The following is a 23,527-nucleotide window of genomic DNA, read 5'->3' as shown; positions in this document are numbered from 1 at the left end:
TCATTGGATTACAGTTTCCAGCCGGAATGCAGTGCAGCGATGCCGCCGGTATAATTTGTGTAGCTGACGCGCGAGAAACCGGCGGTGCGGATCATCGTCGCGAAATCTTCCTGCTTGGGAAATTTGCGGATGGATTCGACCAGATACTGATAGGGCTCGGCATCACCGGTAATCATCTTGCCGAACTGCGGAATGGCATTGAACGACCACAGATCATAGACCCGGTCGAGCAGCGGCATTTCCACTTCGGAAAATTCCAACACCAGCAGACGGCCGCCACGTTTCAGAACGCGGTGGGCTTCTTTCAGGGCGAAATCGATACGCGGTACGTTACGAATGCCAAATGCAATCGTGTATGCATCAAAGCTGTTGCTTTCCAGTGGCAGCTCTTCGGCATTGGCCTCAACAAACGTCAAATTTTCGGAAAGACCTTTCTTGGCAGCCCGTTCCTGACCGACACCCAGCATGGAGCCATTAATGTCGAGAACCGTGGCATGCGCCAGCCGGTTCGACGCCTCGACGATACGAAACGCAACGTCGCCCGTGCCGCCCGCAACATCCAGCACCTTGTAGGTCGGATCCTTGCGCGGATTGAGCGAGGATACCATCGCATCTTTCCATAGGCGGTGCAGACCGGCAGACATCACATCATTCATGATGTCATATTTCTTGGCGACCTTATGGAAGACCTCGTTGACCATGCCCTGCTTCTGGCCTTCTTCGACCTTGTGAAAGCCGTAAGACGTTTCCATGCCGCCATCTGCGGTGGTGCGGGCCTCGGTCATTGTCTGTCTCCATTCTTTATTGCGCGGCGGACCATAGCGGAAACGCTTTCGCGACGCTATCTGTGACGGTATCAAATGGCCGCGATATGTGCAGGTGGTCTATAGAGCATAAAGTCGCATCGATAAACAACTGGATGAATGCCATGCCCGAATTGCCAGAGGTAGAAACAGTCAGGCGCGGTCTGGCGCCCACCATGGAAGGCGCGCTGGTTGATGCGGTGGAATTGCGTCGGGCTGATCTTCGGTTTCCGTTCTCGGAAGGTTTTGGTCCTGATCTTGCCGGTCGCAAGATTCTGTCGCTTGGCCGCCGCGCCAAATATCTGCTGATTGATCTGGAGGAAGACCGCACGGTCGTTGCCCATCTTGGTATGTCCGGATCGTTCCGTATCGAGGCGGGGGGCGTTAGCAGTGGCAAGGGTGAACCTGAGACGCCGGGTGAGTTCCATCACCCACGTTCAAAGGATGAAAAGCACGATCATGTGATCTTTCATTTACAAACGGAAAGTGGGCCGCAGCGCGTGATCTATAATGACCCGCGCCGGTTTGGTTTCATGCATCTGATCAATCGGCGCCATATCGATCGCTATCCGGCATTTGAAAGCCTTGGCCCGGAACCCACAGGTAACAGCTTGAGTGCCGATTATCTTGCCAGCCGTTTTGCGGGCCGTAAGCAGCCCTTGAAGACAGTGTTGCTTGACCAGAAGATCATCGCAGGTCTCGGCAATATCTACGTCTGTGAGGCCCTGTGGCGGTCGGGCCTGTCGCCGCAGCGGGCAGCCGGTACGCTGGTGACCAAAGCGGGTGAGGCGAGTGACCGACTGGTTCTGCTGACCCAGAAAATTCGTGACGTGATTGCCGATGCCATCGCCGCAGGAGGATCGTCACTGAAAGACCATATCCAGACGGATGGTACGCTCGGTTATTTCCAGCACTCCTTTTCCGTCTACGACCGGGAAGGGTACGCTTGCCGCACACCCGGTTGCGCGGGTACGGTGACACGCATCACGCAGGCAGGTCGCTCTACTTTCTATTGCGCGGTTTGCCAGACCTGACACGAGCCCTAGGGAGAACGGCCATGGATTATGAAACGTTGCTGGTGGAAAAGCGCGATGAGGTTGGTGTCATCACCCTCAATCGTCCCAAGGCTCTGAACGCGCTGAACTCGACGGTCATGAAAGAGATGCGCCACATTATGCAGTCGTTCACGACAGACGATTCCATCGGCGCCATTGTCATCACCGGATCGGAAAAGGCATTTGCGGCTGGTGCCGACATCAAGGAAATGCAGACGCTCGATTTTGTCGACGCCTATCTGGGCGACTTTATCGGTGGCTGGGACGATGTTGCGGCTACCCGTAAGCCGGTCATTGCCGCCGTATCCGGTTTCGCACTGGGTGGTGGTTGCGAGCTTGCAATGATCTGCGATTTCATCATCGCATCGGATACGGCAAAGTTTGGCCAGCCCGAAATTACACTGGGCATTATACCCGGCATGGGTGGCTCGCAGCGGTTAACCCGCGCCGTAGGCAAGGCCAAGGCTATGGATCTCATTTTGACGGGCCGTATGATGGACGCTGTCGAGGCTGAGCGTGCTGGCCTTGTGTCCCGCATTGTCGCGCCAGAGAAGCTGCTGGACGAGGCTGTGGAAGCCGCCACACGTATAGCCTCCCTGTCGCGTGCCTCCGTTCTTATGGCCAAGGAAAGCGTCAACCGCGCCTTTGAACTGCCGCTTGCAGAAGGTCTGCGGTTTGAGCGGCGTATGTTCCACTCGCTCTTTGCAACACAGGACCAGAAGGAAGGTATGGCTGCATTCGTGGAGAAGCGGAAACCGGCGTTTCGCAATCGCTGATATTTCGCGCAATGGAGTCGGAATCTCTGGTTTCGTTGAAAATGCGCGTTGACGGGCGCGCGCATTCGAGCTATATGCCCGCCCACGGTAAAGGATAGCCCGTCAGGCTTGTCCAAATAACTCCCGCAATTCTGGAACGTGAGGTCTTTGAAAGACTCTGTCCTGTGGTTGTGGAAATTAAATCGAATTCGAAGAGAGGCATACATGGCCAATACAACTTCGGCGAAAAAGGCGACCCGCAAGATCGCTCGCCGCACTGCAGTCAACAAGGCTCGTCGTTCGCGCGTTCGTGGCTTCATCCGTAAGGTTGAAGAAGCGATTGCAACTGGCGATCTCGCTGTTGCAACCGAAGCTCTGAAGGCCGCTCAGCCGGAAATCCAGCGCGCAGTCACCAAGGGTGTTCTTCACGGCAACACCGCATCCCGCAAGGTGTCCCGTTTGGCACAGCGCGTTAAGGCTCTCGCAGCCTAATATAATCCTTTTGGAATATAATTTTAAAAGCCTGGTCTTCGGACCGGGCTTTTTGTGCTTGTAACCGTTTATTAACGTCTCGGCATTTAACATGACAATCCCAAGTCAAGCTGATGACACAAAAAATCATTTAAAATCAAATGCTTGCGAGAGGTCTTTATCAAGTAGCCTATCTTTCTCTGCGAAAGGTGGCAGAGGTTTCGAGTCAAGTTTTTTTTTAATTTTTTTATTTGGATAGCCTCGCGAAAGCCTAGAAATTTGAATCTCATTGATTCATAAGCGATTCTCCAAAATAGGCCCGGCGTGATGCAAAATGGTTAGTCAGAGTCAATGGCTGATCTTCGGCTTTGCAGAAAAATGACCATTGATCTCAACCTACGATCCTGCCTAAATGCACCTCGTCAGGGGGCACGGATTACAATCCATCAACTGTTTCGAGTATTGAATTCGAAGGTTCGATAGTTCCTTGCGGCGGGATGTTTTTCATCCCGTTTTTTCAGATATCGACACGATGCAGGCTGCAACTGTGATGGTTGTAGAGCGGAATTTCTTTGTCTTGAAAAAAGTGATCTGAAGTTGAAACGAAAGGAGCACCGACAAGTGCATCGCAGGCCTCTCCATGATGAAGAGGGAAATGGGACAACCGGCTCGCGAGCAATAAACGAACTTTGAGCGATTCTTAACGAGGGGGTAGCTCAAGGCAATAACGAGAAGGTTTTCCCTGGCGGGGTATTTTCGTCAGGCTATGATTGGCAATTTGAAAGGCGGCAATATGCAAATGAATTTGGTGATGGGTGCGGCGGTAAACGGGGACCGCGCATCGCAGGCATGTGATGACGTTTGCTCTGAACCGGTAGGGGACAAATCGAAGATGACTCAAGATGCACTGTTTGAACGCTTCAGTGCACGCTTGAAGGCGCAGGTCGGTCCTGAAGTTTACGCAAGCTGGTTTGCGCGGCTTAAACTTCATTCGGTTTCCAAGAGTGTCGTTCGTTTCACAGTTCCAACGACGTTTTTGAAGTCCTGGATCAACAACCGTTATATTGATCTGATCACCAGCCTTGTGCAGAGTGAGGATCCTGAGGTTCTGAAGGTCGAGATTCTCGTCCGTTCGGCAACCCGTACAAATGTTCGCGTTCCGCAGACTGCTGAACGCGCCGAACCGGCAACCGAGACCATGGCACCGGTCGCTGCCCGCAGCAAAACTGCAGCAGCCCAGCCGATTGGTATGTCTGTACCAGCAGCCGCAAGCCAGGCTCAGCCTGCACGCCAGACATCGGGTGGACCGCTGTTCGGTTCGCCGCTCGACAGCCGTTTTACCTTTGATACCTTCGTTGAAGGTTCTTCCAACCGTGTTGCGCTGGCGGCGGCCAAGACGATTGCTGAAGCTGGTGCAGGTGCTGTGCGCTTCAACCCGCTGTTTATCCATGCAGGTGTTGGTTTGGGTAAAACCCACCTTCTTCAGGCCATTGCCAATGCTGCAATCGACAGCCCGCGCAATTCGCGCGTGGTCTACCTGACAGCTGAATATTTCATGTGGCGTTTCGCGACCGCGATCCGCGACAACGATGCCCTGACCCTCAAGGATACATTGCGTAACATCGACCTTCTGGTCATTGATGACATGCAGTTCCTGCAGGGCAAGATGATCCAACACGAGTTCTGCCATCTGCTGAATATGTTGCTTGATAGTGCAAAGCAGGTTGTTGTGGCCGCTGACCGTGCTCCATGGGAACTGGAATCGCTCGATCCGCGTGTTCGTTCGCGTCTTCAGGGCGGTATGGCCGTCGAAATCGAAGGCCCCGACTACGACATGCGTTATGAAATGCTGAACCGTCGTCTCGGCACTGCCAGACAGGATGATCCGGCTCTGGAAATTCCCGAGGAAATTCTCACCCATGTTGCGCGCAGCGTAACGGCAAGTGGTCGTGAACTGGAAGGTGCTTTCAACCAGCTCATTTTCCGTCGTTCATTCGAGCCATTATTGTCGGTTGAACGCGTCGACGAGCTTCTGTCGCATCTGGTAGGGGCCGGGGAAGCAAAGCGGGTTCGTATCGAAGACATCCAGCGTATTGTGGCCCGTCATTATAACGTGTCTCGACAGGAGCTTGTCTCGAACCGTCGCACACGCGTTATCGTCAAACCACGTCAGGTCGCCATGTACCTGTCAAAAATGCTGACCCCGCGTTCCTTTCCGGAAATCGGACGTCGTTTTGGTGGCCGCGATCACACCACTGTTCTGCATGCCGTGCGCAAGATCGAGGAACTGATTGGCGCAGATACCAAGCTCGGCCATGAGGTTGAACTTCTAAAGCGTTTGATCAACGAGAATAACGCCTGATTTTTCCAGTCCATATTTTCAAGAGAAGCGGTCTTCGGGCCGCTTTTCTTTTTTCTGATGAAGGGATGTGTTAAGGCCCTTCATTTTGTGAGTGCTGCTCACAGTTCGGTGTACAGGACAACACCGTCCGTTCAGTTTGACGGAACACGCGCACCGTGTTGCCTTCGTCAATCGACACCAGAATGCGTTCATCGACAATGGCGTTGCCGTCGGCATCCAGCAGCACAAGATTGGTTGTCCCATAGCTGCGGCCAGTCAGCACAATTGTATGCGCGTCTGAAACCGTCGCGTCCGCCACCTTGGCGTTTCCGACAATCACTTTGCTGACGGGACGATCCAGCCGCAGAACCCGCGCATGGTTCATTGACACCCGCAGCATGTCGTCGTCAGACGTGGCAATGCCAGCCATTGGCAACAGGATTGCCATGGCAGCAATTGTGATTTTTGCCAGCGAACGGAGTGCCATTGCCATCAAATGCCTTTTTTACGCCGGAACAATATTTCCTATTCGAGAGATAATGCTCAGGTTTGGTTAATGAAGCGTTAAGGCGAAAGTCGGTTTAACCATTTTAATATGGGTCACATTAAACACTGCTGTCGGCATTCTGGACGCCTGCGTTTCATTTTGGTGCGCGGGTGAATCTCGAAATGAAGCATATCCGAGGTTGATTGCCAGTCCGAATACTTATGAAATTGTGTAATTTTCAGAATAGAGGCGGTTTTTCAACGTATTGAGTAAGTTATTTACCATCCCAAAATTAGAAATGCGTTCACACTTTGTTAAGGCGATTTCTTAAGGGGATGGCAATCGCTTCTGTGTAGGTTTTGTCCAACCGAACAACGGAAACAGTTGTCGGTGTGCTGAACAACAAACAACAGACCAGGAGAGTTTCCATGACCAAGATTTTCGCACGTTTCGTCAAGGACGAATCCGGCGCAACCGCTATCGAATACGGCCTGATTGCAGCGCTGATTTCCGTCGCGCTCATCACCGGTGCCACTGCCCTGGGCAACAAGCTGAACACTCAGTTCAACAATTTGTCCACATACCTGACAGTTGGCGCGAAGGCTCCATAATTCAATATATATGTTGAACGCTGCCCCGTTTATTCGGGGCAGTACTGTTTTATTCACATTGTTCAGATGAACTTTTGAACTCGCGTATCCAAAGACATAAAGGAGAGATAATCATGGTTATTGCTGCGATTTTTCTGATCCTGCCTTTATGCCTCACGCTAGCGGCATTCACTGATCTTTTCACTATGACCATACCCAATAGGGTTTCGTTGATCCTGTTCGGTGCATTCCTTGTGGTAGCACCCTTTACGGGCATGGAATGGTCGGCAATTGGCATGAGCCTGCTGGCTGGATTTGCCGTATTTGCAATCTGTTTCTGCCTATTTGCCATGAATGTTATGGGCGGCGGTGACGCAAAACTCCTGACGGCTGCTGCAGTGTGGTTTGGATTTGATCAATCACTTTTTCTGTTTCTGACAGCTGTCGGTTATGCAGGTGGTGTTTTGACACTGCTGATCCTGCTGATGCGTTCGCAGGCGGTGACATTGCTTGCAACTGGGTTACCAATTCCCAATTCGCTTCTGACAGCGAATAAGGTGCCATATGGCATCGCTATTGGTGCCGCCGGCCTGATTACCTACGCCGAAGCGCCTATCGTCAAAGCGGCGATTGCCAGCCTTTCCTGAGATTATCAGTCAGTAAATAGACCGTTTACAACAATATTTTCCGGAAATCTCTTGTTAACCACGAATGTAAGTGGTGCGTTAACCATAATTACACGAATTGCGGGCCATCCTAAAAGGCGAATTCAAAGCCTCAGGATTGGTCATGAAACCCGCACGCATCATCATTCTGTCCGTCGCAGTCGTTGCTGCCGGTCTCGCCGGGATGATTGCAATGAACCTTGCCAGCACTCCACAGGTCGTGGAGAAGGCAGAAGCAATCATACAGAAAGAGCCAACGGTCAACGTGCTTGTATCGTCGGTCAACCTGCCGGTTGGCAGCCGATTGAATCCTGATTCAGTCCGTTGGGTGCCATGGCCGCAAGGCAGCGTCGTTGAAGGATATGTCACGCAGGACAATCGCCCAGAAGCTCTGACAGAGTTGACTGGTGCTATCGTGCGTTTGCCAATGTTTGAAGGCGAACCCGTACGTCCCGAAAAAGTTGTCGATTCCAGCAGCCGCATCATGTCTGCCCTGTTGCCAGCCGGCAAACGCGCTGTTGCAACGGAAATATCGGTCGCCACCGGCGCGGGTGGTTTTGTCCTGCCCAACGACCGGGTGGATGTCATCATGGTTCGCAAGGGCGATGAAGGCTCTTTCCAGACGGAAAATGTTCTCAACAACGTGCGGGTTCTGGCAATCGACCAGCAAATCCGTGAGGGCGAAGATGGTGTGTCATCCGTTGTCGGTGCAACCGCGACGCTGGAACTGACACCGGATCAGGCCCGCATCATTACTGTTGCGCAGCAGATGGCTGATCGGCTGACCCTGTCGCTGCGTTCCGTATCAGACGCCCAGGAAAGTGACACTGTTTCGGCGGATTACCTGCTGAGCGGCGGCACTGGCCAACCTGAAATTCAGGTCATTAAATCCGGCTCGATCGTCAAGAACGGCCAACAGCAAGGTGCATCACAATGAGCGGGAGAGGTAACGTGAGAAACATCAAACGGACACTCCGTTCCTCCGTCACGGCAAGCCTGGCATTCTGCCTGGCTTTTTCCGGTATTCCGGGTGACTTTACACCTCGCGGCTTCCAGCAAGCTGAAGCGCAAGCCGCGTCTGAAAGCATCATTCGTATTACCGAAAGTGGCAAGGGCACACGTAAGCGTCTCAAGCTTGGCTTGAACAAGGCGCTGGTTGTCGACCTGCCACAGGATGCGCATGATATTCTCGTTGCAGATCCAAGCATGGCAGACGCTGTCACACGCACATCCCGGCGCATCTACCTGTTTGGCAAATCTGTCGGCCAGACAAACATCTTCATTTTCGGTGCCCATGGTGAGGAAATCGTCAGCCTCGATCTCGAGGTCGAGCGTGACATCAATGGTCTTGAAGCCAATCTGCGCCGCTTCATCACCGATTCCGATATCAAGGTTGAGATCGTTTCGGACAACATTGTTCTGACGGGCACAGTGCGGACACCACAGGATTCAGCACGTGCGGTCCAACTCGCTGAAGCCTTCCTCAAAGGCGGTGAAGCTACCACCCGCAATGTAACATTGACAGGCGGCGATAATGGTGGCGACGCGGCAATTTTCGCCGAACAGCGCCAGACATCACAGATCGTTAATATGCTGACGATTGAAGGTGAGGATCAGGTCACGCTGAAGGTTACGGTGGCCGAGGTCAGCAGGCAGGTGCTGAAGCAACTTGGTTTCAGTGGTTCCATTGGCAGCACGAGCAGTGGCAATGGCTTCTCATTTGCAAACCCGGCCAATCTGGGCGCTGCCGTCAATCCGTCCTCGGGCGCGATTACCGGCTCGATCGGGTCGGGGTCGATGCGCTTTTCGTCATATATCAACGCCATGGAACAGGCTGGTGTCATGCGGACATTGGCAGAACCGAGCCTGACCGCTATTTCCGGTGAGCAGGCCAAGTTCTATGTTGGTGGTGAATTCCGCATGCAAGGCACGCAGGAAATTTCCACTGAGGAAAATCCAGTGACCGGCGGGGAACGCTCGGTTCTGACACGCCAGACGAATACTGTTGATTACGGTATCGAGCTCAACTTCCGCCCTGTTGTGCTCTCTCCTGGCCGCATCAGCTTGAAAATTGAAACCAACGTGTCCGAACCGACCTATGAAGGTAGCGTCGTCACCGGCAGCACTATGCGCAGCACGCCAGGCGCGACCTATATGTCCATTCGCAAACGTGAGGCGTCAACCACTGTAGAGCTGCCGTCAGGTGGTTCGATTGTGATTGCCGGTCTGGTGCAGGATAACATTCGCCAGGCCATGTCCGGTCTGCCTGGTATCTCCAAGGTGCCGATTTTCGGCACGCTTTTCCGCAGCAAGGACTTCATCCGCAACGAAACGGAACTGGTCATCATTGCCACGCCGTATCTCGTTCGCCCGGTGGCGCGTAATCAGATTGCTCGCCCGGATGACAACTTTAACCCGGAAAACGATGCCGCCATGTATTTCATGAACCGCGTCAACAAGGTGTACGGCCGCAAGGAGAAGGCTCCAGCCGCACCGTACCAGGGCACTGTTGGGTTTATCTACAAATGACGATGGAGCTTCAGATGAAACCGTATGCCGCTGCTCCCGGCACGAGGGGGGCCACCATGCTGGCAACACAGACAACAGTTTACGCTTCGCCGCTTCGCAGGGTATCCTTTGCGCTTGCCGTGACTGCGATGGCCGGCTTGCTGCAGGCCTGCGGCACGCGGGATGGCATGAATACTGGCGCTATCCCGGATGATTACCGTACGCGCCACCCAATCACGCTGAATGAAGCAGAACACACGATCGATATTCCGGTCTCTTCAGGGGACAGCCGTTTGACCACGCCGGCGGCCGATAATATCAGGGGGTTCGTTTCCAGCTACAAGGGAACGTCGACCGGTATCGTGCAGATACAATTGCCATCTGGCTCGCCCAATTCAGCAGCCGCGTCACGCATGGGCAAGCAGATCCGCACGATCTTGACGGGCTCGGGTGTCCCTGCCGGCAAGATCGTTGAAACAGTTTACGCTGCTGGCCCACAGGGTGATGCTGCGCCAATCCGTCTCAGCTATGTCGCGGTGACGGCCATGACAGGGCAGTGCGGCGAGTGGCCGGAAGATCTAACCAGTAACACGTCCAAAAATCGCAACTGGCATAATTTCGGTTGCGCGACGCAAAATAACCTCGCGGCCCAGATCGCCAATCCGATGGACCTTGTAGCCCCCCGTGGCATGACGCCAATTGATGCTGAACGCCGGTCTGTTGTCATTGATGGGTACCGCAACGGAGATAATACCGCCTCCGCTGACTAATGCAGGCCGGTACTCCATTTCCTGACAGGTGAAACATGAGCGCGATAGAATACGAGATTAAAGGCAGTGGTGACGACGAAGTGAACTTCGAGGACCTGCACAAGCCTTCCGACATGGATAATCTGCGGCCCTTGCCGCGGATTTCCATTCATAGCTTTTGCGAAAGCGAAGTTATGCTGCGCGTCATGGAGCGTCTGGGCAGTGACCGGCGTATGGGTAAAGTCAGCCTGCGTATTACCAATGGTGATATTGCAGCCGCTGCAGGCATGTTTTCATCGTCACCGACACCCAACCTGATCATTCTCGAAACGAAATGTGATCCATCAAAGCTGATGGATGAGTTGTCCCCGCTGGCCGAAGTCTGTGATCCCTCCACGCGTGTCGTCATTGTTGGTCATTACAATGACATCTCACTCTACCGGGACCTTATCCGCAACGGCATATCCGAATATCTCGTTGCTCCGGTCAAGATGTCGGATCTCCTCTCGTCTATTTCGGCCATCTTTGTCGATCCAGAGGCTGAACCTTTGGGACGCAATATCGCCTTCATCGGAGCGAAGGGTGGGGTTGGATCGTCGACTATTGCGCATAACTGCGCCTTTGGCATCTCAAACCTTTTTTCGACAGAAACCATTCTTGCTGATTTTGACCTTCCATTCGGGACTGCCAATATCGACTTCGATCAGGATCCGGCGCAGGGCATTGCCGAAGCCGTGTTTTCGCCGGAACGTTTGGATGAGATGTTTCTCGATCGCCTTTTGACGAAATGTTCCGAACATCTTTCGCTGCTGGCAGCGCCGTCCATGCTTGATCGTGCCTATGATTTTGATCGCGCCGCATTCCAGCCGGTGATGGAACTGTTGCAGCGAACCGCGCCTGTCGCGGTACTGGATATTCCACATGGCTGGTGTGAGTGGACACGCAGCGTTCTAGCAGAGGCAGACGAGGTGGTGATCACCGCCGTTCCTGACCTCGCCAACCTGCGCAACACCAAGAATATGCTGGATTCCCTGAAAAAAATGCGCCCGAACGACAAGCCGCCACATCTGGTCCTCAACCAAGTCGGCATGGCGAAACGCCCGGAGATTGCGCCCGCCGATTTCTTCGAGCCGCTGGAAATCTCTCCGATTGCCATCATTCCATTTGATGTCCAGTTGTTTGGCAATGCGGCCAATAGCGGTCGTATGATCAGCGAGATTGATGCGAAATCACCTATTGCGGAGACATTTTCGCAGATTGCCCACCTCGTGACCGGGCGTGCGAGCGCCAAGAAGGCAAAGAAACCGGGGCTAGGTAAGATTATGGAATTGCTAAAGCGGAAATAAACCGCTGCTCGATGAAACTGGAAAACTGGCATGTTTGGAAAACGCGGAAACGAAGACGCTGGAAGGGGTAGTGGCATCGGGCAGGTGAGTGCGCCTGCGCCAATTCTTGCGCCTGTCATGCCGAAACCCGAAAAAATCGAAACGCTCGAGCCGGTAATCTCCCGTCAGCAGGTTCCGACGCCACCACTCCAGGCGAACTCTCAACCGCCTCAGCGCAAAAAAATGGCGCGCACCGAAGAGTACTATAAGACCAAAGGGCAGGTGTTCTCCGCCCTTATCGACACGATCGATCTTTCGCAGCTTTCTAAGCTGGATAATGAAAGCGCCCGCGACGAAATTCGCGATATCGTCAACGATATCATCACCATCAAAAATTTCGCCATGTCGATTTCCGAGCAGGAAGAACTGCTTGAGGATATCTGCAACGACGTTCTCGGTTATGGTCCACTGGAGCCCCTTCTGGCACGTGATGATATCGCCGATATCATGGTCAACGGTTCCGGTCAGACATTTATCGAAGTGGATGGTAAAACCATTGAATCGGAAGTGCGCTTCCGCGATAACACGCAGCTTCTCTCCATTTGCCAGCGTATCGTGAGCCAGGTTGGCCGTCGTGTCGATGAAGCAAGCCCGATATGCGATGCCCGTCTGCCTGACGGTTCGCGTGTCAACGTTATTGCTCCGCCTCTGGCGATTGATGGACCCGCGCTCACCATCCGTAAGTTCAAGAAGGACAAGCTTACGCTTGACCAACTGGTGCGGTTTGGTGCGATCACCCCAGAAGGTGCCGCAGTTTTGCAGATCATCGGTCGGGTGCGCTGTAACGTGGTTATATCAGGTGGTACGGGTTCGGGTAAAACGACACTGCTCAACTGCCTGACCAGCTACATCGACAAACATGAGCGGGTGATTACTTGCGAGGATACCGCGGAACTGCAATTGCAGCAGCCGCATGTGGTGAGATTGGAAACTCGTCCACCAAACATTGAAGGCGAAGGCGAGATCACCATGCGCGATCTGGTCAAGAACTGCCTTCGTATGCGTCCAGAACGTATCATCGTCGGCGAAGTGCGCGGTCCAGAGGTTTTCGACCTGTTGCAGGCCATGAACACCGGTCACGACGGTTCCATGGGAACGATCCACTCCAACTCACCACGCGAGTGCCTGAGCCGTATGGAATCAATGATTGCCATGGGCGGATTTACTTTACCTGCCAAAACGGTGCGTGAAATCATCGCTGGCTCCGTTGATATTGTCATTCAGGCGACCCGCCTCCGGGATGGTTCGCGCCGTATCACCCACATCACCGAAGTGATCGGCATGGAAGGCGATGTGATCATCACCCAGGATCTCGTGCGATACGAAATCGAAGGCGAAGATGCGCAAGGTAGGCTGATTGGTCGCCATGTCTCGACCGGCATCGGCAAGCCGCATTTCTGGGACCGTGCGCGCTACTATAACGAGGAACGCCGTTTGGCGGCGGCCCTTGATGAGATGGAAAAGAAATCGCAATAGGATTTGAGCGATAAATGGCTGGAAATGGGCTAACGATATTTATGCTTGTTGCGCTGGTCGGCATCTCTGCCGCCGCCCTTGCCTATGCGTTTCTTTTCCAGCGCATCGAGGTTGAAAACAAGACCGCAACCCGTGTTAACCGCGTCAAATCGGCTGAAACGGACCGCGTTAAAATCAAGGCTGCCCGTGATAGGGTTCAGGAACTGAGCAAACGGAGAAAATCCGTTCAGGACAACCTGAAGGACCTCGAAAAGCGACAGCAGGAAAAAACCAAAAAGAACCGTGATGTCACCCTGAAGGGCAAGATCACGCAGGCCGGCTTAACCATTACCATTGGCAAATTTTACATGCTGAGCGCTGTGCTCGGTTTGGTTATCTTTTTGCTCACTCTTATCTCGGGCTTGCCGTTTTTGATCGTTCTGGCCATTTCTTTCGTCGGCGGCCTAGGGTTGCCGCGCTGGATATTGGGTTTTCTTGTCGGACGCCGGCAACGCAAGTTTCTGGATGAATTTCCAAACTCGCTTGATGTGATGTGCCGATCCATCAAATCCGGTCTGCCGCTGAATGACGCTGTTCGTTTGATTGCTGCCGATGGACAGGAACCGGTGAAAACCGAGTTCCAGCGCATTCTTGATGCGCAGCAAGTTGGGCTGAGTATTCCCGAAGCGGCGACCCGCATGACGCTGACCATGCCACTTTCCGAAGTGAACTTTTTTGCCACGGTCATCACCATTCAGGCGCAGGCCGGTGGTAACCTTTCAGAGGCGCTGTCCAACCTTGCAAAGGTGCTGCGTGAGCGTAAAAAAATGAAGGCTAAGGTCAGTGCGTTGTCGATGGAAGCAAAAGCCTCCGCTGTCATCATTGGCGCTTTGCCGTTCATTGTGGCCTTTCTCGTCTACATGACCTCGCCCGACTACATCATGCACTTGTTTACCGATCCTCGAGGTCACATCATCCTCGGCGTGTCTGGTGTTTGGATGTCAATTGGCATCCTTGTGATGCGCAACATGATCAATTTCGATATTTGAGGGTGGCAGCGCATGTCTGAGGAACTCGCAAAAAGCCTGACCAATCCGACGATGATCATCGCGCTGCTTGTTGCGCTGGCCGTATTTGCAACTTTCTACACGCTTGTCATTCCCTATTTTGAAAAGGGTGATCTCAACAAGCGCATGAAGGCTGTGTCCACGGAACGCGATCAGATTCGCAGCCGTGAACGTGAGCGCATGCAAGCGGAGCTAAGCAACAAGGGCTCACTACGCACCTCCAACAACAAGTCAGCGCGCAAGATCGTGGAACGCTTCAACCTTCGCGAAGCCCTTGTTGATGAAAACACCATGAACAAGCTGCGGGCGGCAGGTTATCGCTCACAGAATGCGCTCAACACGTTCCTTGCTGCCCGTTTTATTCTGCCATTCGTATTTCTGGTCCTTGCTATCCTCTGGGTTTTTGGACTTGGGAACCTGGCAGAAAAAGCGATGCCGATACGTATTCTGGTGGTGATCGTTGTGGCGTATATCGGTTTCTACGCGCCAAACATCTACATCTCCAACCAAATGAAAAAGCGTCAGCATTCCATCAAACGTGCTTGGCCAGACGCACTCGATCTGATGTTGATCTGCGTTGAATCTGGTATTTCGATGGAAGCAGCCATGCGGCGTGTGGCGGAAGAAATGGCAGACCAGTCACCGGAACTTGCGGAAGAAATGGTGCTGACAACGGCTGAATTGTCGTTTCTTCAGGATCGCCGCACTGCGCTTGAAAACCTTGGCATCCGTACACAGCTCGATATCGTCAAGAGCGTTACGCAAGCCCTAATTCAGGCAGAACGCTATGGTACGCCGCTGGCGCAGGCACTGCGTGTCTTGGCACAGGAAGGTCGAGACGAGCGTATGAACGAGGCAGAAAAAAAGGCTGCCGCTTTGCCGCCAAAGCTCACCGTGCCGATGATCTTGTTTTTTCTGCCAGTGCTTATCGCGGTTATTCTCGGGCCTGCAGGCATTCAGGTCGCCGATCGCTTCTAATTGGTTTTACCGATCAAGCACTGCAATTCAATTGCGTGAGAGTGGCGGTTGGTTCGCGTGTTCCATAGTGCGCTATAGTATTTTTTCATTGTTATTGTTTGATTTTTTGCGTCGTCTTATACAGCTGTCGGCGCCTTCCAGCCATTTTCCAAAACCTTAAAAACAGAACAAAGTCGCTCAACCTCGGCCTTGACAGATTGCCAATGCGGCATAATGCTAAGATGTCAGACCAATTAATAGGTCGTCGGGGAAGAAAGAGTGAAGCTGAAACAGGAGAGGCCGCCAATCGCGCCACTGCCACCGATCGATCGTGTGGCACAGGTTACCAGTGCATTGTCGGACTATATCGATAGAGCCAGCCTCAAGACAGGTGACCGTTTACCTGCCGAACGCGAGCTGATGGCAGCTCTCGCGGTTGGCCGCTCGACGATCCGCGAAATGATCCGGCATTTTCAGGCGCTCGGCGTGATGGAAACCCGTAAAGGCAGCGGTACCTATCTGTTAAAGCCCGTCACCACCGCAACGATTCATATGCCGCTATCCCTTGAGACGGTAAATCTGCGCGACATCCTGCTGCAGACGCTCGAAGTGCGGCGCGGCATAGAGGTCGAGGCCAGCATGGTAGCAGCCCGCCGTCGTACCGCTGAAGATGTCGCCAACATCGAACAAAAACTTAATGAAATGGAGCGGGTGCATATCGAAAAAGGCACCTCCGGTCGCCAGGATCTCGAGTTTCATCTGGCCATCTATGATGCCACCCACAACCCGCTTTTCCGCCAGTTGCTGGAACAGATGCGGGAGGCTTTCGAGCAGTTTTGGGATCAGCCGTTCGATCGCCCAGACTTCGCAAGGCGCTCATTCCCATTCCATCGCACGCTATTTAACGCCATCGCCGCCCAGGATACCGAGGCGGCACGGCGCGAAACACTCAAGATTCTCGACATCGTCGAGGAAGATATCAAGGAAATGTCCAAATGAATGATGTAGCCGGCACGTTCGATCTTGCATCACAGATCGTGGCCCATGACGAAACAAATGCTTTTGAAGCCGTTGTGCCGCCGATCGTGCAGACGTCGCTGTTCACCTTCTCCAGCTATGACGAGATGGTTTCGACCTATCGCGGCGAAAAATCCCGTCCGGTCTATACCCGTGGTCTGAACCCGACGGTCCGGGCATTTGAGGAAATGCTGGCCAAGCTGGAGGGTGCGGAAGACGCCATCGGGTTTGCCAGCGGCATGTCGGCCATTTCTTCGACTGTCCTGTCATTCGTAGAGCCGGGTGACCGCATTGTTGCCGTGCGCCACGTCTACCCGGACGCATTCCGTCTGTTTGGCACGTTGCTGAAGCGCATGAAGGTTGAGGTCACCTATGTGGATGGCCGCGACGAAGAGGCTGTTGCCAAGGCTCTCCCCGGTGCAAAGCTGTTCTACATGGAAAGCCCGACAAGCTGGGTTATGGAAGCACATGATGTTGGCGCACTGGCAGCAATCGCCCGTAAACACGGTATCATCAGCGTCATCGACAACAGCTGGGCCAGCCCGATCTTCCAGCAGCCATTGAAGTTGGGTGTCGATATCGTCTTGCATTCGGCCTCCAAATATCTGGGTGGTCACAGCGACGTGGTTGCCGGTGTTGTTGCCGGTTCGAAGGAGCTGATTGGCCGCATTCGTGGCGAAGCCTATCCGTATCTCGGCGGCAAGCTGTCGCCGTTTGATGCCTGGTTGTTGATCCGCGGTATGCGCACGCTGCCAATTCGTATGAAAGCGCATGAGCAATCGGCTTTGGCGATTGCCCGTAAGCTTCAGGAACTCGATGTTGTGGAAACCGTCTGCCATCCGGCATTGGCCAATCGCCTGCCGACCGGTCTTAACGGCACGTCGGGCCTGTTTTCATTCATTTTCCGGGAAGGCGTGAATGTGCGCGCTTTTGCGGATCAGCTTAAATTTTTCAAGCTCGGCGTCAGCTGGGGCGGTCACGAAAGCCTGATCGTTCCCGGTGAGGTGGTGCTGGAACAAAAAGCACAGCCAAATTCGGCTCAGACCTTCGGCATCAGCGCGCGCTCGGTGCGTCTGCATGTCGGTCTTGAGGGGACGGATGCGCTTTGGGGAGATCTGGAAGCGGCCATCGCTGCTGCTACCTGATGGAGTAACGACAACCAACGAAACCCAACAATAGGGGGAACTGGAATGATGAAGAAGCTGCTGACCGCTGCGGTTTTTGCCTCGATGATGGCAGGCACGGCACTTGCGGACACGACATTGAAGCTGGTGGAGGTTATTACCAGCCCAGAACGTACCGAAACCTTGAAGTCTATCGTTGCCAAGTTTGAGGCAGCGAACCCGGGCACCAAAGTTGAGATCATTTCGCTTCCTTGGGGGGAGGCATTCCAGAAATTCGCGACCATGGTATCGGCCGGTGAAGTCCCTGACGTCATCGAAATGCCGGATACATGGCTATCGCTTTATGCCAACAATGGCATGCTCGAAAGTCTCGAGCCATATCTCGCAAAGTGGGAGCATACAGACGGTCTGACATCGCGCGCGCTGGAACTTGGCCGCGATGTGAAGGACACAGCCTACATGTTGCCATACGGCTTCTATCTGCGCGCCATGTTCTACAACAAAAAGCTTCTGTCGGAAGCGGGCGTGACCGAGCCGCCAAAGACCATGGACGAGTTCACAGAGGCCTCGAAAAAGATCTCAGCTCTGCCCGGTAAATACGGTTATTGCCTTCGTGGTGGTCCCGGTGGCCTGAACGGCTGGATCATGTTCGGCGCCTCGATGGCCGGCTCCAACAAGTTCTTCAACGAAGACGGCACCTCGACGATGAACAGCGAAGGCTGGGTCAAGGGGCTGACTTGGCTGATCGATCTCTACAAGAACGGTTATGCACCAAAGGACAGCGTCAACTGGGGCTTCAACGAAATCGTGGCCGGCTTCTATACCGGCACTTGCGCCTTCCTTGACCAGGACCCGGATGCCCTCATTGCGATCGCTGAGCGCATGAAGTCGGAAGACTACGGCATCATGACCATGCCAAAGGGTCCTGACGGTAAGACCTTCCCGACAATCGGTTTTGCCGGTTGGTCGATGATGGCGTCGTCCAAGGACAAGGATCTTTCCTGGAAGCTGATTGAGACGCTCGAAGGCCCAGAAGGCAACATCGAGTGGAACAAGAAGACAGGCGCTCTTCCGGCTCACAAGTCGGCTGAAAAAGATCCGTTCTACGCAAGCGAGCAGTTCAAGGGCTGGTTTGCCGAGCTGGAAGACAAGAACGCCGTTCCGACAACCATGCCGACCTATCTCGAAGAATTTGCGTTCTTCAAGGATTCGCTGGTTATCAAGACCTCGCAGGAAGCTCTCTTGGGTGACATTACCCCGGAAGATCTGGCCAACCAGTGGGCCGACTACCTGACGAAGGCGCAGCAGAAGCACCTCGCCAAGAAGTAATACAAAGTGCAGTGCGGGACTTCATGTCCCGCACTGCAACTCGCTGGCCGGAATGTTCTGCGCCAGCCCAAGAAAATAGCGGCAGTGCAGTGCGCCTGCCAAAAGGCCAGAACAGGATTGCCTTACATGAATAACACTGCCCTTCCGCACACGCGGCGCCAGGACAGACGACCGTTTCTGCAGCGGCTGGCGCATAAGAGTGAGCCTTGGCTCTACAGCGCGCCATCGCTCATCCTGATTGCCGCCGTCATGCTGGTGCCGCTGGCACTCGGCCTGTCCTATGCGTTTCGGGATGTGCAGCTTCTCAACCCGTTTTCCGGTGGCTTTATCGGTATTGAACACTTCAAAACGCTGTCGCAGGATCAGGCCTTTTACCGAGCGTTGAAAAACACGCTGTGGTGGACTGGCGCCTCGGTGTTTCTGCAGTTCTTGTTCGGCCTTATTCTGGCGTTGCTATTGGACAAACCCTTTTATGGCCGTGGTCTTGTACAGGCGCTGGTGTTTTTGCCTTGGGCGGTCCCGACATTTCTGGCCGGCCTCAACTGGGCATGGCTGTTCAATCCTTTGATTGGTCCGCTGCCGCACTGGCTATATGCTCTCGGCATTCTGGATGCGCCAAACAACATCCTTTCCGACCCTCAGCTGGCAATGTGGGGACCGATCGTCGCCAATATCTGGTGGGGCATTCCGTTTTTTGCCATCACGCTTCTGGCTGCCTTGCAGGCTATCCCGCGTGATATTTATGAAGCCGCCGAAATTGATGGCGCAGGTCCTGTACAGCGCTTCATGTCGATTACCCTGCCGTTTCTGGCACCGACCATTGCCATCACCGTGCTGCTGAGAACCGTGTGGATTTCTAACTTCGCAGATCTCATCATTGTCATGACCAACGGTGGCCCGGCAGACCGCACGCAGATCGTTGCCAGCTATATCTTCACGCAAGCCTTCAAGCGGCTGGATTTTGGTTATGCCTCGGCGATTGCGCTGGTGTTGTTGGTGTTGCTCCTGGCCTATTCGATGCTGATTATCCTGTTGCGCCAATCACTGCTGAAGAAGGATTGATCCCATGAGAGCCAGTAAAGTTATCTCCATCGGCGCTCATCGTATTGCGATCCTGCTTTATGTAATCGTTGCGCTTTTCCCGTTGTTCTGGTTGTTGAAGGTGTCGGTCACGCCAAATGACCTGCTCTACAGCGAAGGCGTGCGCATGTGGCCATCGCGCATGACATTCGACCATTTCAGCTTCGTTATCGCCCACAGCGCTTTTCCGGTGTTTTTCAAAAACAGCCTGATTGTCGCCGGCTCCACCGCCATTGTCGTGACAATCCTGGCATCGCTGTCCGGTTACGCGCTGTCGCGTTTCGACTTCAAGGCCAAATACTGGATCGTCGGCCTTATGTTGCTGACGCAAATGTTTCCGCTGGTCATGCTGGTTGCGCCGATCTTCAAGATGTTGTCGCCACTTGGTCTGACCAACAGTCTGACCGGACTTGTCGTGGTCTACACTGCCTTCAACGTGCCATTTGCAACCTTCCTGATGCAGTCCTTCTTCGACGGAATTCCTAAGGATCTGGAAGAGGCGGCAATGATTGATGGCGCCAGCCGTTTTGTTGCTTTCCGGCAGATCATTCTGCCCCTGACGCTTCCCGGCGTGGCGGCAACCCTCGGCTTCGTGTTTACCGCAGCGTGGAGTGAACTTCTGTTCGCCCTGATGCTGATCTCCGGCAATGACGCGGCGACATTCCCGGTCGGCCTTCTGACCTTCGTTTCAAAATTCTCGGTGGACTTCGGACAGATGATGGCAGCGGGCGTTCTTGCGCTTATTCCTGCCTGCGTCTTCTTTCTGCTGATCCAGCGTTACCTTGTTCAAGGCCTCACCGCCGGTGCGGTGAAAGGCTAGGAGCTCTATTATGGCATCTATTGATATTCAGAATGTTCGCAAAACCTATGGCAACTATCCGGTGCTGCATGGAGTCGATCTGGAAATTCAGGACGGGGAATTTATCGTTCTCGTCGGTCCGTCCGGCTGCGGCAAGTCCACTCTGCTGCGCATGATTGCTGGCTTGGAAGACATTTCGTCCGGCGATATCCGCATTGAGGGAAACCGGGTCAACGACGTCGCGCCGAAGAACCGGGACATCGCCATGGTGTTCCAGTCCTACGCGCTTTATCCACATATGTCGGTTGCCGACAATATGAGCTACAGCCTGCGCCTGCGCAAAACTGCCAAGGAAAAGATTGCCTCTGCCGTCAGCGGTGCGGCGTCCAAGCTTGGGCTTGAACCTTTCCTGGAACGACGTCCAAAAGCCCTTTCCGGTGGCCAGCGCCAGCGCGTTGCCATGGGACGTGCCATTGTGCGGCAGCCCAAGGCGTTTTTGTTTGACGAACCACTTTCCAACCTTGATGCCCGTCTGCGTGAGCAGATGCGCGCTGAAATCAAGAAAATGCACGCCGACCTGAAAGCCACATCTATCTACGTGACCCACGATCAGATCGAAGCGATGACACTTGCTGATCGTATCGTTGCCATGAATGGTGGCGTGGTGCAGCAGGTTGGTACGCCGCTTGAACTTTATGATACTCCCGCCAACCTGTTCGTTGCCGGCTTTATCGGTTCTCCCGGCATGAACTTCCTCGCTGGCACCTACGTCGCCAAGGACGGCGGCCATGGCGTGCGCCTTGCCGATGACATGGTGATGAAACTGGCAAAGTCGGTGAAGCTGGAAGAGGGGACATCCGTGACCCTTGGCATTCGGCCCGAACACGTCACAATGGTCGAAACCGGTGGCATTGAGGCCAATGTGGATCTGATCGAACCAACTGGCTTTGGCATCATCATCCATCTGTCGCTGCACGGTCTGCCGTTCAAAATCTTTACGCTGGATCGCGCTGCCCTGTCGGCTGGTCCAAAAGTCCGGGTCGATTTCCCGGGCCAGCATCTGCATGTATTCGACAAGGATGGTGTTCGCGCCATCAGCCTCGACGCTTGAAACAAAATGGGCTTCCCGTTCATTGATCGGGAAGCCCTTGATCTCAGCGATTGCTGGATTTCTTATCAGCCGGGAACACGCTCCATTGCCGCATGCCAGCGGCGTTTGTAATCACCAACTTCCAGCCTTCCTGCAACAATTTCGCGACTATCTTGTGCGGTGCGTGATGACCCCGTTAGCAGGGCTGCGCCAGCGCTGGTGCCCGTGGAGCCCCCAATGGCAATCACATCCGTATTGGCAAAACTGGAGAGCGCCCTGAGGTAGAGGGTGTTTTTTGCAAATGGTCCTTCAACAAGGATTGGTCCCTTGCGGCCAATCAGGCTCAGGCTGACGTCTGTCATTAGCGCGAGATAAAGCGCTGCCGCTGCATGCCGCTCAGCATTGTTGGCGTCCTTGTCGGCAACCCACCGTGCATCCTCATTCGGAAACGGACCAGACCCTTTGACCACGCTTGGCAACAACATCATGCCACGTGTCAGGACTGCGGGTAACGCGGCTTCAATCTCTACGGCCGATACAGTGCCGAACTGCTGGCTCAGCATTTCATATTCACGGCCGCCCATGAACCGTGATGACGGAACGGGGCGGGCATAGGCATCGACATTGGTCAACGTATCACGTGTTGGGTCGAGCCGATCGAGCGTACCGCCAATTGCAAAATTCACGATCCATGTGCCGGTGGAAACAACAGAGAAATTGCCCTGCCGTTTTAAAAGATGCGGTAGCAATGAAGCGTTGGAATCGTGAATGCCGCAATAAACCGGTATGTCTGACGACAGGCCAATCTCAGAAGCAATCTTTGGTTTGACCGGTCCCAGAACATCAAAAGCGGAACGGACCGGCGCCATCAGCGAGCGAATGTCCAGCGTATCGACGAGGGATGAAAAGGTGTTGGCACCCGGGTTCCACAAGTCCGTATGGCAACCAAGCGACGTCACTTCAGTGGCCAAAACGCCGGTCAGACGTGCCGCCCAATATTGTGCGTAGGTGACAATGCTGCGAACCGGTGCAAACGCCTCGGGAAAAGCGGTTTTCTGATAGTGGATCTGCGCACCGAGATTAAGCCCGATGGACTGCGGTGGAGAACCGGTCTCCGCGAAGGCTGGGCGCAGGCGGGCATAATCCTGCCGGATCTCCGCCGGATATTCATGTTCATAATCCAGAACAGGCATCGTCAGATCGCCGTTCCCGTCCAGCAAAGCTGCCGAAGCACCATGGGTGGTAATCGATATGGCATCGAAGCCAGGTTTAATGGCGAATGTCTTGAGGCTTGCGAGGATGAATTGCCAGAGCGCATCAATGTCGTAATGCGGATAAAGCCCGCTTTTGATGACGGTATTAGGCCGGCGTTCAACCGCAATTTCGGCACCACTCGCCGTATCAAGGACAACCACTTTGGCGTTGGTCTTGCCGATATCGATAACGGCGACGTGGCGGAATGGAGTAGCATTGATCATTTCAGATGAAACACCGTCACAAGATCGGTCGCGATGGGTGAATTATCAGGATTGCTTTCCATGATATCGGCCATATGGGCCCACCACTTCTTCATCACAGGATGATCGGGCAGCGCCGCCATGCCGTGATTTTTCGAGCGGGTCAGCACACCAAACAAGATATTGGTCTCATGATCGAGATGGATGGAATAGTCGCTTACCCCCGCCTCCCGAAGAAGCGTCACCAGTTCGGGCCAAATCTCATCATGGCGTTTTTTGTATTCCGCTTCCATTCCGGGAAACAGCTTCATCTTGAAAGCGTGTTTTTCAAGCTCTGACATTG

General features: G+C 53.9%; 23 protein-coding genes. 19 read left to right on the top strand and 4 right to left on the bottom strand.

Features of this window, described 5'->3' with window-relative positions; all coding sequences use genetic code 11:
- Positions 1-8: 8 nt before the first annotated feature.
- A complete protein-coding gene (gene ubiE, locus M2418_RS16115) occupies positions 9-785 on the bottom strand; it encodes a bifunctional demethylmenaquinone methyltransferase/2-methoxy-6-polyprenyl-1,4-benzoquinol methylase UbiE (RefSeq protein ID WP_192486755.1) in 777 nt (258 codons plus the stop codon).
- A gap of 143 nt (positions 786-928) precedes the next feature.
- Here ubiE and mutM point away from each other — a divergent pair, with 143 nt between their 5' ends.
- The 4 genes from mutM (at position 929) to dnaA (ending at position 5,446) form a co-directional block, all read left to right on the top strand.
- A complete protein-coding gene (mutM, locus tag M2418_RS16110; RefSeq protein ID WP_259147798.1) occupies positions 929-1,837 on the top strand; it encodes a bifunctional DNA-formamidopyrimidine glycosylase/DNA-(apurinic or apyrimidinic site) lyase in 909 nt (302 codons plus the stop codon).
- A gap of 23 nt (positions 1,838-1,860) precedes the next feature.
- The gene (locus tag M2418_RS16105; RefSeq protein WP_192486757.1) at positions 1,861-2,634 is read left to right on the top strand and encodes an enoyl-CoA hydratase; all 774 of its coding nucleotides are present in this window, start codon (positions 1,861-1,863) and stop codon (positions 2,632-2,634) included.
- A gap of 204 nt (positions 2,635-2,838) precedes the next feature.
- Positions 2,839-3,105 carry a 30S ribosomal protein S20 gene (gene rpsT, locus M2418_RS16100; protein ID WP_259147795.1) on the top strand — a complete coding sequence of 89 codons (267 nt, stop codon included), beginning with the start codon at positions 2,839-2,841 and terminating at the stop codon, positions 3,103-3,105.
- Positions 3,106-3,877: 772 nt separating this feature from the next.
- Positions 3,878-5,446 (top strand): chromosomal replication initiator protein DnaA, encoded by a 1,569-nt coding sequence (gene dnaA, locus M2418_RS16095; RefSeq protein ID WP_192486759.1) that lies wholly within the window; start codon positions 3,878-3,880, stop codon positions 5,444-5,446.
- A 70-nt stretch (positions 5,447-5,516) separates the two neighbouring features.
- Here dnaA and M2418_RS16090 read toward each other — a convergent pair whose 3' ends face one another.
- The gene (locus M2418_RS16090; protein ID WP_405049446.1) at positions 5,517-5,873 is read right to left on the bottom strand and encodes a pilus assembly protein N-terminal domain-containing protein; all 357 of its coding nucleotides are present in this window, start codon (positions 5,871-5,873) and stop codon (positions 5,517-5,519) included.
- Between the two features lie 467 nt (positions 5,874-6,340).
- On the opposite strand from M2418_RS16090, the gene M2418_RS16085 reads away from it, so the two are divergent.
- The 15 genes from M2418_RS16085 to M2418_RS16015 all read left to right on the top strand — a co-directional run bounded on the left by M2418_RS16085 (position 6,341) and on the right by M2418_RS16015 (position 21,748).
- A complete protein-coding gene (locus M2418_RS16085; RefSeq protein WP_192486760.1) occupies positions 6,341-6,523 on the top strand; it encodes a Flp family type IVb pilin in 183 nt (60 codons plus the stop codon).
- A gap of 113 nt (positions 6,524-6,636) precedes the next feature.
- A complete protein-coding gene (locus tag M2418_RS16080) occupies positions 6,637-7,149 on the top strand; it encodes a prepilin peptidase (RefSeq protein ID WP_259147793.1) in 513 nt (170 codons plus the stop codon).
- Between the two features lie 142 nt (positions 7,150-7,291).
- Complete coding sequence (gene cpaB, locus M2418_RS16075) at positions 7,292-8,104, top strand: Flp pilus assembly protein CpaB (protein ID WP_259147792.1); 813 nt, start codon at positions 7,292-7,294, stop codon at positions 8,102-8,104.
- Positions 8,101-9,696: a type II and III secretion system protein family protein gene (locus tag M2418_RS16070; RefSeq protein ID WP_259147791.1), complete on the top strand. Its 1,596-nt coding sequence runs from the start codon at positions 8,101-8,103 to the stop codon at positions 9,694-9,696. The genes cpaB and M2418_RS16070 overlap by 4 nt, the downstream gene beginning before the upstream one ends.
- 14 nt (positions 9,697-9,710) lie before the next feature.
- Positions 9,711-10,445 (top strand): CpaD family pilus assembly protein, encoded by a 735-nt coding sequence (locus M2418_RS16065; protein WP_259147790.1) that lies wholly within the window; start codon positions 9,711-9,713, stop codon positions 10,443-10,445.
- 35 nt (positions 10,446-10,480) lie between these two features.
- A complete protein-coding gene (locus tag M2418_RS16060) occupies positions 10,481-11,770 on the top strand; it encodes a CpaE family protein (protein WP_259147789.1) in 1,290 nt (429 codons plus the stop codon).
- Positions 11,771-11,800: 30 nt separating this feature from the next.
- On the top strand, positions 11,801-13,285 hold the full coding sequence (locus M2418_RS16055; protein ID WP_259147787.1) for a CpaF family protein: 1,485 nt from the start codon (positions 11,801-11,803) through the stop codon (positions 13,283-13,285).
- Between the two features lie 14 nt (positions 13,286-13,299).
- Entirely contained in the window at positions 13,300-14,313 is a 1,014-nt protein-coding gene (locus M2418_RS16050; RefSeq protein WP_192486766.1) for a type II secretion system F family protein, read from the top strand.
- Positions 14,314-14,325: 12 nt separating this feature from the next.
- Positions 14,326-15,309 carry a type II secretion system F family protein gene (locus M2418_RS16045; RefSeq protein WP_192486767.1) on the top strand — a complete coding sequence of 328 codons (984 nt, stop codon included), beginning with the start codon at positions 14,326-14,328 and terminating at the stop codon, positions 15,307-15,309.
- A 258-nt stretch (positions 15,310-15,567) separates the two neighbouring features.
- Complete coding sequence (locus M2418_RS16040; protein ID WP_250983394.1) at positions 15,568-16,287, top strand: FadR/GntR family transcriptional regulator; 720 nt, start codon at positions 15,568-15,570, stop codon at positions 16,285-16,287.
- Positions 16,284-17,450 (top strand): PLP-dependent transferase, encoded by a 1,167-nt coding sequence (locus M2418_RS16035; protein ID WP_250983395.1) that lies wholly within the window; start codon positions 16,284-16,286, stop codon positions 17,448-17,450. The genes M2418_RS16040 and M2418_RS16035 overlap by 4 nt, the downstream gene beginning before the upstream one ends.
- Positions 17,451-17,498: 48 nt before the next feature.
- The gene (locus tag M2418_RS16030; protein ID WP_259148031.1) at positions 17,499-18,758 is read left to right on the top strand and encodes a sugar ABC transporter substrate-binding protein; all 1,260 of its coding nucleotides are present in this window, start codon (positions 17,499-17,501) and stop codon (positions 18,756-18,758) included.
- Positions 18,759-18,884: 126 nt separating this feature from the next.
- On the top strand, positions 18,885-19,820 hold the full coding sequence (locus tag M2418_RS16025; RefSeq protein ID WP_192486770.1) for a carbohydrate ABC transporter permease: 936 nt from the start codon (positions 18,885-18,887) through the stop codon (positions 19,818-19,820).
- A 4-nt stretch (positions 19,821-19,824) separates the two neighbouring features.
- Positions 19,825-20,658 (top strand): carbohydrate ABC transporter permease, encoded by an 834-nt coding sequence (locus tag M2418_RS16020; RefSeq protein WP_192486771.1) that lies wholly within the window; start codon positions 19,825-19,827, stop codon positions 20,656-20,658.
- 10 nt (positions 20,659-20,668) lie between these two features.
- Complete coding sequence (locus M2418_RS16015; protein WP_259147783.1) at positions 20,669-21,748, top strand: ABC transporter ATP-binding protein; 1,080 nt, start codon at positions 20,669-20,671, stop codon at positions 21,746-21,748.
- A 65-nt stretch (positions 21,749-21,813) separates the two neighbouring features.
- On the opposite strand, the gene M2418_RS16010 is transcribed toward M2418_RS16015, so the two are convergent.
- Both M2418_RS16010 and rhaM read right to left on the bottom strand, forming a co-directional pair.
- Entirely contained in the window at positions 21,814-23,205 is a 1,392-nt protein-coding gene (locus M2418_RS16010; protein WP_259147782.1) for an FGGY-family carbohydrate kinase, read from the bottom strand.
- A complete protein-coding gene (rhaM, locus tag M2418_RS16005; RefSeq protein ID WP_250983398.1) occupies positions 23,202-23,525 on the bottom strand; it encodes an L-rhamnose mutarotase in 324 nt (107 codons plus the stop codon). The genes M2418_RS16010 and rhaM overlap by 4 nt, the downstream gene beginning before the upstream one ends.
- Positions 23,526-23,527: the final 2 nt, after the last annotated feature.

The organism is Rhizobium sp. BIGb0125 (genome assembly GCF_024810055.1).
Classification (GTDB): domain Bacteria; phylum Pseudomonadota; class Alphaproteobacteria; order Rhizobiales; family Rhizobiaceae; genus Agrobacterium.
The sequence above is the reverse complement of the archived record's forward strand: the minus strand, read 5'-3'. Positions and strand labels throughout refer to the sequence as shown.

What these genes read in the sequence shown, in the direction of transcription:
- ubiE (WP_192486755.1), bottom strand. Translation starts at nt 785, where the DNA reads ATGACCGAGGCCCGCACCACCGCAGATGGCGGCATGGAAACGTCTTAC.
- mutM (WP_259147798.1), top strand. Translation starts at nt 929, where the DNA reads ATGCCCGAATTGCCAGAGGTAGAAACAGTCAGGCGCGGTCTGGCGCCC.
- M2418_RS16105 (WP_192486757.1), top strand. Translation starts at nt 1,861, where the DNA reads ATGGATTATGAAACGTTGCTGGTGGAAAAGCGCGATGAGGTTGGTGTC.
- rpsT (WP_259147795.1), top strand. Translation starts at nt 2,839, where the DNA reads ATGGCCAATACAACTTCGGCGAAAAAGGCGACCCGCAAGATCGCTCGC.
- dnaA (WP_192486759.1), top strand. Translation starts at nt 3,878, where the DNA reads ATGCAAATGAATTTGGTGATGGGTGCGGCGGTAAACGGGGACCGCGCA.
- M2418_RS16090 (WP_405049446.1), bottom strand. Translation starts at nt 5,873, where the DNA reads ATGGCAATCCTGTTGCCAATGGCTGGCATTGCCACGTCTGACGACGAC.
- M2418_RS16085 (WP_192486760.1), top strand. Translation starts at nt 6,341, where the DNA reads ATGACCAAGATTTTCGCACGTTTCGTCAAGGACGAATCCGGCGCAACC.
- M2418_RS16080 (WP_259147793.1), top strand. Translation starts at nt 6,637, where the DNA reads ATGGTTATTGCTGCGATTTTTCTGATCCTGCCTTTATGCCTCACGCTA.
- cpaB (WP_259147792.1), top strand. Translation starts at nt 7,292, where the DNA reads ATGAAACCCGCACGCATCATCATTCTGTCCGTCGCAGTCGTTGCTGCC.
- M2418_RS16070 (WP_259147791.1), top strand. Translation starts at nt 8,101, where the DNA reads ATGAGCGGGAGAGGTAACGTGAGAAACATCAAACGGACACTCCGTTCC.
- M2418_RS16065 (WP_259147790.1), top strand. Translation starts at nt 9,711, where the DNA reads ATGAAACCGTATGCCGCTGCTCCCGGCACGAGGGGGGCCACCATGCTG.
- M2418_RS16060 (WP_259147789.1), top strand. Translation starts at nt 10,481, where the DNA reads ATGAGCGCGATAGAATACGAGATTAAAGGCAGTGGTGACGACGAAGTG.
- M2418_RS16055 (WP_259147787.1), top strand. Translation starts at nt 11,801, where the DNA reads ATGTTTGGAAAACGCGGAAACGAAGACGCTGGAAGGGGTAGTGGCATC.
- M2418_RS16050 (WP_192486766.1), top strand. Translation starts at nt 13,300, where the DNA reads ATGGCTGGAAATGGGCTAACGATATTTATGCTTGTTGCGCTGGTCGGC.
- M2418_RS16045 (WP_192486767.1), top strand. Translation starts at nt 14,326, where the DNA reads ATGTCTGAGGAACTCGCAAAAAGCCTGACCAATCCGACGATGATCATC.
- M2418_RS16035 (WP_250983395.1), top strand. Translation starts at nt 16,284, where the DNA reads ATGAATGATGTAGCCGGCACGTTCGATCTTGCATCACAGATCGTGGCC.
- M2418_RS16030 (WP_259148031.1), top strand. Translation starts at nt 17,499, where the DNA reads ATGAAGAAGCTGCTGACCGCTGCGGTTTTTGCCTCGATGATGGCAGGC.
- M2418_RS16025 (WP_192486770.1), top strand. Translation starts at nt 18,885, where the DNA reads ATGAATAACACTGCCCTTCCGCACACGCGGCGCCAGGACAGACGACCG.
- M2418_RS16020 (WP_192486771.1), top strand. Translation starts at nt 19,825, where the DNA reads ATGAGAGCCAGTAAAGTTATCTCCATCGGCGCTCATCGTATTGCGATC.
- M2418_RS16015 (WP_259147783.1), top strand. Translation starts at nt 20,669, where the DNA reads ATGGCATCTATTGATATTCAGAATGTTCGCAAAACCTATGGCAACTAT.
- M2418_RS16010 (WP_259147782.1), bottom strand. Translation starts at nt 23,205, where the DNA reads ATGATCAATGCTACTCCATTCCGCCACGTCGCCGTTATCGATATCGGC.
- rhaM (WP_250983398.1), bottom strand. Translation starts at nt 23,525, where the DNA reads ATGTCAGAGCTTGAAAAACACGCTTTCAAGATGAAGCTGTTTCCCGGA.